Raw genomic sequence first — 8626 nt, forward strand, 5'->3', positions numbered from 1 at the left:
TGCCGGCGATAGGGCCAGTGGCAGTATCACGAATGTTTAGCCAAGTCCGATCTGAAGGTTGCCATTCACTGCTTTAATCAACCTTGAGCCGCATGTGAGTATCAAAGGCATGACCCCCGCACCGACCATCGCCCCGCCGCAGTCCCGCCCTTCGCTACCGAAGGCCAGGACCTGCGCCGGCGAAAATCCGCTGGTCCATGTGATCCTCGCCTTCTGGGCCCTGTGGCACTGCCGCCACGCCCGCCCACCGGATACTTCGCTCTCGCCTCTCTGAACATACCCGGCCACCCCTCGGCCGATTGACTCAGCCGGACCGCAGCCAAGCGGCGGTCCTGTGTGCCCACGAGCGAATCCATCATGCACTTTGCACCCGTAGAGCAAGCCAGCCGTTTTCTCGCCGACAACCCGGACATCGAGCTGTTCGAACTGTTCATCCTCGACGCCAACGGCGTACCCCGCGGCAAGCTGCTGCACCGCGAGGAACTGCTGGCGGTGTACCAGAGCGGCCGCCCGCTGCCCAGCACCATCCTGGGCCTGACCCTGAACGGCGATGACGTGGAGAACTCCGGCCTGGTCTGGGACGTCGGCGATATCGACTGCCGCGCCTACCCTCTGGAGGGCAGCCTGGTGCGCCTGCCCTGGCGCCGTGTGCCGACCGCCGCCGTGCAGGTCAGCATGCACCCCAGCGAAGGCCTGCCGGCCAGCGTCGCCGACCCGCGCCATGTGCTGCTGCGCACCGTCGAAGCCCTGAAGGCCGATGGTTACCACCCGGTGATGGCTTGCGAGCTGGAGTTCTACCTGCTCGACCAGAAACGCGATGCCCAGGGCCGCCCGCAACCGGCCCTGGACAATGACGGCGGCCGCCCGCGCAGCACCCAGGTCTATGGCCTGCGCGAGCTGGAGCAGATCGAGCCGTTCCTCGCCGATCTCTACGCGGCCTGCAAGGCCCAAGGTATCCCGGCCCGCACGGCAATTTCCGAATACGCCCCGGGCCAGGTGGAAATCACCCTGGAGCATGGCGATGCACTGGAGGCCATGGACCAGGCCGTGCGCTACAAGCGACTGGTCAAAGGCGTGGCCCATGCCCATGGCATGCAAGCCTGTTTCATGGCCAAGCCCTTCGCCCAACTGGCCGGCACCGGCATGCACATGCACCTGAGCCTGGCCGACAGCGCCGGCAACAACCTGTTCGCCAGCGAGGACAAGGCCGGCACCCCGCTGCTGCGCCAGGCGGTCGCAGGCATGCTGCGCCACCTGCGTGACTCGCTGTTGCTGTTCTGCCCCAACGCCAACTCGTTCCGCCGCTTCCAGGCCAACAGCTACGCGCCGCTGGCCCCGACCTGGGGCGTCGACAACCGCACCGTGAGCCTGCGCGTGCCCGGCGGGCCGGCCAACAGCCGCCATGTGGAGCACCGCATCTGCGGCGCCGACGCCAACCCTTACCTGGCAGCGGCAGCCATCCTCGCCGCCAGCCATCGCGGCATCCGCGAGCAGCTCGACCCGGGCGCCCCCGTCGAAGGCAACGGCTACGCCCAGGCCACCGAGCACCTGCCCACCGACTGGCTGACCGCCCTCGACGCGCTGGAGCGCTCGGAGTGGGCCCGGGAAGCGCTCGGCGAAGCCTTCCTTGGCGTGTACCTGAAGGTCAAGCGTGCCGAATACCGCCAGTTCATGGCCGAAGTCAGCGAACAGGACTGGCGCTGGTACCTGCACCAGGCCTGAGCCCTACCCTATTCAGAACAAGGAATACCCATGAACGCAGCAGTGAACAACGGCCCGGCCCAGCGCGCGCCGTCCTACTACAGCGCCTCGCTCAACGACCACACCGAGTACCCACAACTCAAGGGTACGGTGCAGGTCGACGTGGCCATCATCGGCGGCGGCTTCACCGGCGTGGCCACCGCCGTCGAGCTGGCCGAGCGCGGCCTCAAGGTGGCGGTGGTGGAAACCAACCGTATCGGCTGGGGCGCGAGCGGGCGTAACGGCGGGCAAGTCACCGGCAGCCTGTCGGGCGACGAGGCCATGCGCACGCAGATGCGCCAGCGGTTGGGCAGCGAGGTCGACGACTTCATCTGGCACCTGCGCTGGCGCGGGCATCAGATCATCGAGCAGCGGGTCGAGCGCTATGGCATCGACTGCGACCTCAAGCGCGGCCACCTGCACGCGGCAATGAAGCCTGCCCATATGGACGAGTTGCGCGGTTTCCAGGCCGAGGCCCAGCGCCGCGGCATGGGTGAGCAGGTGCAACTGCTCGACCGCACTGCCGTCGCCGAACATCTGCAGAGCCCGTTGTACCTGGGTGCGCTGAAGAACCTGCGCAACCTGCACCTGCACCCGCTCAACCTGTGCCTCGGCGAGGCTCGCGCCGCCCACAGCCTGGGTGCGCTGATCTTCGAGAATTCCGAGGTACTGGACATCGTCCACGGCCCACGTCCGGCGGTGGTCACTGCCCAGGGCCGGATCGAGGCACGCCAGGTCATGCTGGCTGGCGATGTCTACCACAAGCTGGAAAAACGTCAGCTCAAGGGCAAGATCTTCCCTGCCATGGGCGGCATCGTCACCACGGCCCCGCTAGGTGAACTGGCCGAGCAGATCAACCCGCAGGACCTGGCGGTGTACGACTGCCGTTTCGTCCTCGACTACTACCGCCTGACGGCGGACAAACGCCTGCTGTTCGGCGGTGGCGCCAACTATTCGGGCAAGGATTCGCGTGATATCGAAGGCGAACTGCGTCCGTGCATCGAGCGCACCTTCCCAGCGCTCAAGGGCGTGCCGATCGAGTTCCAGTGGAGCTGCGCAATGGGCATCGTGGTGAACCGCATTCCGCAGTTGGGCAAGCTCTCGGACAATGTCTGGTATTGCCAGGGCTACTCCGGGCATGGCATCGCCACCAGCCATATCATGGGCGAGATCATGGCCGAGGCGCTGACCGGGACGCTGGAGAAGTTCGATACCTTTGCGGCGTGCAAGCACATCAAGGTGCCGATGGGGGACTTGCTGGGGAATCCGCTGTTGGCGGCGGGGATGTGGTACTACCAGATGCTGGAAAAACTGCGCTGATTTTACTGGCCTCTTCGCGGGACAAGCCCGCTCCCACAGGTTGCGGTAGAGCATCTGTGGGAGCGGGCTTGTCCCGCGAAGAGGCCAGCCAAGATCCAAAAAATCAGGCGATCTTCTTCAGCCCCTGCTTCTTCAACTCTTCATCACGCAGTTCGCGACGCAGGATCTTGCCCACGTTGGTGGTCGGCAAGGCATCGCGGAACTCGATGAAACGCGGCACCTTGTAGCCGGTGACGTTGGCACGCATGTGCTCCATCACCTGCTCCTTGGTCACGGTCATGCCAGGCTTGACCACGATGAACACCTTGATCACCTCACCCGACTTCTCGTCCGGCACGCCGATCGCGGCGCACTGCAGCACACCCGGCAAGCCCGCAAGCACGTCTTCCAGCTCGTTGGGGTACACGTTGAAGCCCGAGACCAGGATCATGTCCTTCTTGCGGTCGACGATGCGCATGTAGCCGTCGGGCTGGATCAGGGCGATGTCCCCGGTCTTCAGCCAACCTTCGGCGTCGAGGATCTCGGCGGTGGCATCTTCACGCTGCCAGTAGCCCTTCATCACCTGCGGGCCCTTGACGCACAGCTCTCCCGTTTCACCCAACGGCAGTTCATTGCCGCTGTCGTCGATGATCTTGCACAGGGTCGACGGCACGGGGATACCAATGGTACCGACCTGGTTGGCCTCGGCCGGGTTGACCGCCGCCACCGGGCTGGTCTCGGTCATGCCGTAGCCTTCGCAGATGGCGCAACCGGTGACCGTCTTCCAGCGTTCGGCCACGCTCAACTGCAAGGCCATGCCACCGGACAAGGTGATTTTCAGTGCCGAGAAATCCAGCGCGCGGAACGCCTCGTTGTTGCACAGGGCAACGAACAAGGTGTTGAGGCCGACGAAGCCGCTGAACTTCCATTTGCTCAGTTCCTTGACCATCGCGGGCAAGTCGCGCGGGTTGCTGATCAGCACGTTGTGGTTGCCGATCAGCATCATTGCCATGCAATGGAAGGTAAAAGCGTAGATGTGGTACAGCGGCAGCGGGGTGATCAGGATCTCGCAGCCTTCGTGCAGGTTCGCGCCCATCAGTGCACGGCACTGCAACATGTTGGCCACCAGGTTACGGTGGGTCAGCATCGCGCCCTTGGCAACGCCGGTGGTACCACCGGTGTACTGCAGCACCGCCACATCGTTGGCCTGCGGGTTGGCTTCGCTGACCGGCTGACCTTTACCCAGCGCCAGGGCGTCGTTGAATCGCACGGCACGCGGCAGGTTGTAGGCCGGTACCATCTTCTTCACGTACTTGATGACGCTGTTGATCAGCAGGCGCTTGAGCGGCGGCAGCAGGTCGGCCACTTCGGTGACGATGACGTGCTTGACCTGGGTCTTGGGCACCACCTTCTCGGCCAGGTGGGCCATGTTGGCCAGACACACCAGGGCCTTGGCACCGGAGTCGTTGAACTGGTGTTCCATCTCCCGTGCGGTGTACAGCGGGTTGGTGTTGACCACGATGAGCCCGGCGCGCATGGCACCGAATACCGCTACCGGGTACTGCAGGACATTGGGCAGTTGCACGGCAATGCGATCACCCGGCTTGAGGTCGGTGTGCTGCTGCAGCCAGGCGGCAAAAGCGCCCGACAGCGCGTACAACTCGCCGTAGGTGATAGTCTTGCCCAGGTTGCTAAAGGCCGGTTTGTCGGCAAAGCGTTGGCAGGATTGCTTCAATACCGCCTGGATATTGGGGAATTCGTCAGGATTGATTTCCGCCGTAATCCCGGCTGGGTATTTATCCTTCCAAAAATGTTCGATCATGGAAGCCCACTCCTTCAGCAACAGCGAAGTTCGATTCACGCGTCGATGCGCTTATTATTGATATGTGATGGCGGTTCATTGCAAACCGAATCATCTGAAAGCGCGCCGAGAGTAACAGCTTTGTTTGGGGTCGCCTAGAGGCCAAATTTGGCCTTTACGGTCACAAAAATGACTCAATGAACGATACAAGTCATTTTTAGAGTATTTATCCAAAATGTCGCGGAATGGCTGGAATTTCTGGTCAGGAGTGGCATTTTAGAGCGGCTGAGGCCGCATCGCCGGCAAGCCGGCTCCCACAGGTACAGCACAGCTCTCAGGCTGTGTGCAAAACCTTGTGGGAGCCGGCTTGTCGTGGCGACGAACCGCGGCGATAGGGCCGCCGCGAATTCAAGCGATGTCGCGCAACTCGCGCCGCAGAATCTTGCCCACTGGCGTCATCGGCAACGATTCACGCAACACAATGTGCTTGGGCACCTTGTACCCGGTGAAGTTGGCCTTGCAGTAGGCCTTGAGCTCATCCAGGCTGAGACCGCCCTCGCGCGCCACCACGAACAGCTTCACCGCCTCCCCGGAACGCTCGTCCGGCACCCCGATGGCCGCGCAGTTGGCCACTTGCGGGTGGCCCATGATCACATCCTCGATCTCGTTGGGATACACGTTGAAGCCCGAGACGATGATCATGTCCTTCTTGCGGTCGACGATGCGGGTGAAGCCGTCCGGGTCGATCACCGCGATGTCGCCGGTCTTGAACCAGCCTTCAGCGTCCAGCGCCTGGGCGGTGGCTTCGGGTTGCTGCCAATACCCCTTCATCACCTGCGGCCCCTGGATGCACAGCTCGCCCCGCTCACCCAACGGCACCTCGTTGCCCTCGTCGTCGATGACCTTGAACGCAGTACCCGCCACGGGCATCCCCACGGTGCCCAGGCGCGCCAGCTGGCCATAGGGGTTGGTGCTGGCCACAGGCGAGGTTTCGGTCAGGCCATAGCCTTCGACGATGCGGCAGCCGGTGAGGCTCTCCCAGCGCTCGGCAGTGGCCTTGACCAGCGCCGTACCGCCCGAGTTGGTGACCTTGAGCGCAGAGAAATCCAGCTGACGGAAACCGGGATGGTCCATCAAGGCAACGAACAAGGTGTTCAAGCCCAGCAACCCCGAGAAGCGCCATTTGCCGAGTTCCTTGATGAAGCCGGGAATATCGCGCGGGTTGGTGATCAGTACGTTGTGGTTGCCGGTGACCATCATGCACATGCAGTTCGCGGTAAAGGCATAGATGTGGTACAGCGGCAGCGGCGCGATCATCACCTCCTGGCCGTCCTTGATCATCTTCTGCCCGTCCGGGCCGTGCTGGGAGAAGCAGGCCAGCACCTGGAGCATGTTCGCCACCAGGTTGCCGTGGCTGAGCATGGCCCCCTTGGCCAGCCCGGTGGTGCCGCCGGTGTATTGCAGCACGGCGATGTCGTCGAGGGTCAACGGTACCGGCTTGTGCACCTGGCCACGGCCCTCGCGCAGTACCTGCTTGAACGAAACGGCCTGTGGCAGGTGGTAGGCCGGGACCATTTTCTTCACCTTGTCGACCACGGTGTTGATCAGCCAGCCTTTGGCCGCAGGCAACAGGTCGCCCATCTTCGCCTCGATCAAGTACTCGATGCCGGTATCCGGCAGTACCTCCTGCACGCGCTTGCCGAACATGTTCAGGTACACCAGCGCGCGGGCACCGGAATCCTTGAACTGGTGGCGCATTTCGCGCTCGGTGTAGAGCGGGTTGGTGTTGACCACGATCAGCCCGGCACGCAAGGCACCGAACACCGCGATGGGGTATTGCAGGACGTTGGGCATCTGCACCGCGATGCGGTCGCCCGGTACCAGGTCGGTATGCTGCTGCAGCCAGGCGGCGAAGGCCGCGGAATGGCGCTCGAGCTCGGCGTAGGTCAGGGTCACGCCAAGGTTGCTGAACGCCGGGCGGTCGGCGAAGCGCTTGCAGGAGCGCTCGAACACCTCGACGACCGAGGTGTATGCATGGATGTCGATGGTGGAAGGTACGCCCGCCGGGCGCTTGTCATTCCAGAAGTCGGCTTGCATTTATTGTTGTTCCTCTGCCTTGACCTGCATGATCCCTTGCCTCGTTTGCCTGATGGCAAAAAGGCGTTGAACCGACGTTAGCAGGTAAGCCCAAGGTGGCATATACGCCAAGTGCCGCCATTAACATTGTGAATCTTATTTGTGCCCTTCCTGCAATCCGGGCGGTTGTGCATACACTGTGCTCGTACCCCTGCGCAAAGGATTCGCCATGCCTCACGACGCCTTCTGGCTGCCCGCCAGCGAGCATTGCAGCCTGTACGTGCATCAATGGCTGCCCGCCACGCCGGTCAAGGCGGTGGTGCTGCTGGCGCACGGCATGGCCGAGCATGCCGGCCGCTACCAGCGTCTGGGACATGCCCTCAGCGAGGCCGGATACGCGCTGCTGGCACCCGACCTGCGCGGCCACGGCCGTACCGCCGAGCTCGGCAACCTTGGCCTGTTCGCCCGGAAGCATGGCTGGAATGCCGTGGTCAACGACCTCGGTTTGCTGGCCCAGCACATCGGCCAGCAGTTTCCCTGCACTCCGCTGTTCCTGTTCGGCCACAGCATGGGCAGCTACATCGCCCAGGCCTACCTGATGCACCACAGTGGCAGCGTGCATGGAGCAGTACTCAGTGGCTCCAACCTGCAACCGCCGGCGCTGTACCGAGCGGCGCGCCTGATTGCCCGCGTGGAAACCTTGCGCCAGGGGCCATTGGGCAAGAGTGCCCTGATCGACTGGCTGTCGTTCGGCTCGTTCAACAAGGCCTTCAAGCCCAATCGCACGACTTTCGACTGGCTAAGCCGCGATCCTCTCGAAGTCGACAAGTACGTCGAAGACCCGCTGTGCGGCTTTCGCTGCAGCAACCAGCTGTGGCTCGATCTGCTGCAAGGCCTGGCGCAGATCAGCCAGGCCAGGAACCTGGCGCAGATCGACCCGAACCTGCCGTTGCTGGTAATTGGCGGCGAATGTGATCCGGTGAGTGCCGGCAAGCGTCTCACTCATCTGGCCGACGCCCTGCGCGCGACCGGCAATCGACATGTACAGCTGCGCGTCTATCCTGAGGCGCGGCACGAAGTGCTGAATGAACTCAACAAAGACGAGGTCACCGCCGATATCCTCGCCTGGCTGGAGCAGGCGCTGGCCCTTGGCCGCCCTGCCCGCAGTGAATGATGGCGGCCTCGTCCTTTCATCAAGGAAACGCCAATGACCCAGGTCACCAACACGCCGTACGAAGCTCTTGAAGTGGGCCAGACGGCCAGTTACGAGAAGTCCGTGGAAGAACGCGACATCCAACTGTTCGCCGCCATGTCCGGTGACCACAACCCGGTGCACCTGGATGCCGAGTTCGCCGCCAAGAGCATGTTCCGCGAGCGCATTGCCCATGGCATGTTCAGCGGTGCGCTGATCAGCGCCGCAGTCGCCTGCACCTTGCCCGGCCCTGGCACCATCTACCTGGGCCAGAAGATGAGCTTCCAGAAGCCCGTGAAGATCGGCGACACGCTGACCGTGCGCCTGGAAATTCTCGAGAAGCTGCCCAAGTTCAAGGTGCGCATCGCCACCAACGTGTACAACCAGAACGATGAACTGGTGGTCGAGGGCGAGGCCGAGATCCTGGCGCCGCGCAAGCAGCAGACCGTTGAACTGGTATCGCCGCCGAATTTCGTTGCCAGCTGATTGATTCCGTCAGTACCGGCCCTATCGCCGGC

General features: G+C 63.1%; 6 protein-coding genes. 4 read left to right on the forward strand and 2 right to left on the reverse strand.

The genetic code is table 11. The features are described from left to right. The first annotated feature begins 357 nt into the window (after window positions 1-357). Together PMI38_RS20340 and PMI38_RS20345 are read left to right on the forward strand one after the other, a co-directional pair. Window positions 358-1722: a glutamine synthetase family protein gene (locus tag PMI38_RS20340; protein WP_008097994.1), complete on the forward strand. Its 1365-nt coding sequence runs from the start codon at window positions 358-360 to the stop codon at window positions 1720-1722. Between the two features lie 30 nt (window positions 1723-1752). Beyond that, window positions 1753-3060, forward strand: coding sequence for an NAD(P)/FAD-dependent oxidoreductase (locus tag PMI38_RS20345; protein ID WP_008097996.1), 1308 nt, complete (start codon window positions 1753-1755; stop codon window positions 3058-3060). Window positions 3061-3163: 103 nt separating this feature from the next. Here the strand turns inward: PMI38_RS20345 and fadD1 are convergent, their stop codons facing one another. Continuing rightward, complete coding sequence (gene fadD1 / locus PMI38_RS20350) at window positions 3164-4861, reverse strand: long-chain-fatty-acid--CoA ligase FadD1 (RefSeq protein ID WP_008097998.1); 1698 nt, start codon at window positions 4859-4861, stop codon at window positions 3164-3166. Window positions 4862-5248: 387 nt separating this feature from the next. Then, on the reverse strand, window positions 5249-6937 hold the full coding sequence (gene fadD2 / locus PMI38_RS20355; RefSeq protein WP_008097999.1) for a long-chain-fatty-acid--CoA ligase FadD2: 1689 nt from the start codon (window positions 6935-6937) through the stop codon (window positions 5249-5251). Window positions 6938-7145: 208 nt separating this feature from the next. On the opposite strand from fadD2, the gene PMI38_RS20360 reads away from it, so the two are divergent. Together PMI38_RS20360 and PMI38_RS20365 are read left to right on the forward strand one after the other, a co-directional pair. Continuing rightward, complete coding sequence (locus PMI38_RS20360; protein WP_008098001.1) at window positions 7146-8090, forward strand: alpha/beta hydrolase; 945 nt, start codon at window positions 7146-7148, stop codon at window positions 8088-8090. 33 nt (window positions 8091-8123) lie between these two features. Further along, complete coding sequence (locus PMI38_RS20365; protein ID WP_008098003.1) at window positions 8124-8594, forward strand: MaoC family dehydratase; 471 nt, start codon at window positions 8124-8126, stop codon at window positions 8592-8594. The last annotated feature ends 32 nt before the right edge of the window (window positions 8595-8626 follow it).

The organism is Pseudomonas sp. GM84, assembly GCF_000282535.1.
Lineage (GTDB): Bacteria > Pseudomonadota > Gammaproteobacteria > Pseudomonadales > Pseudomonadaceae > Aquipseudomonas.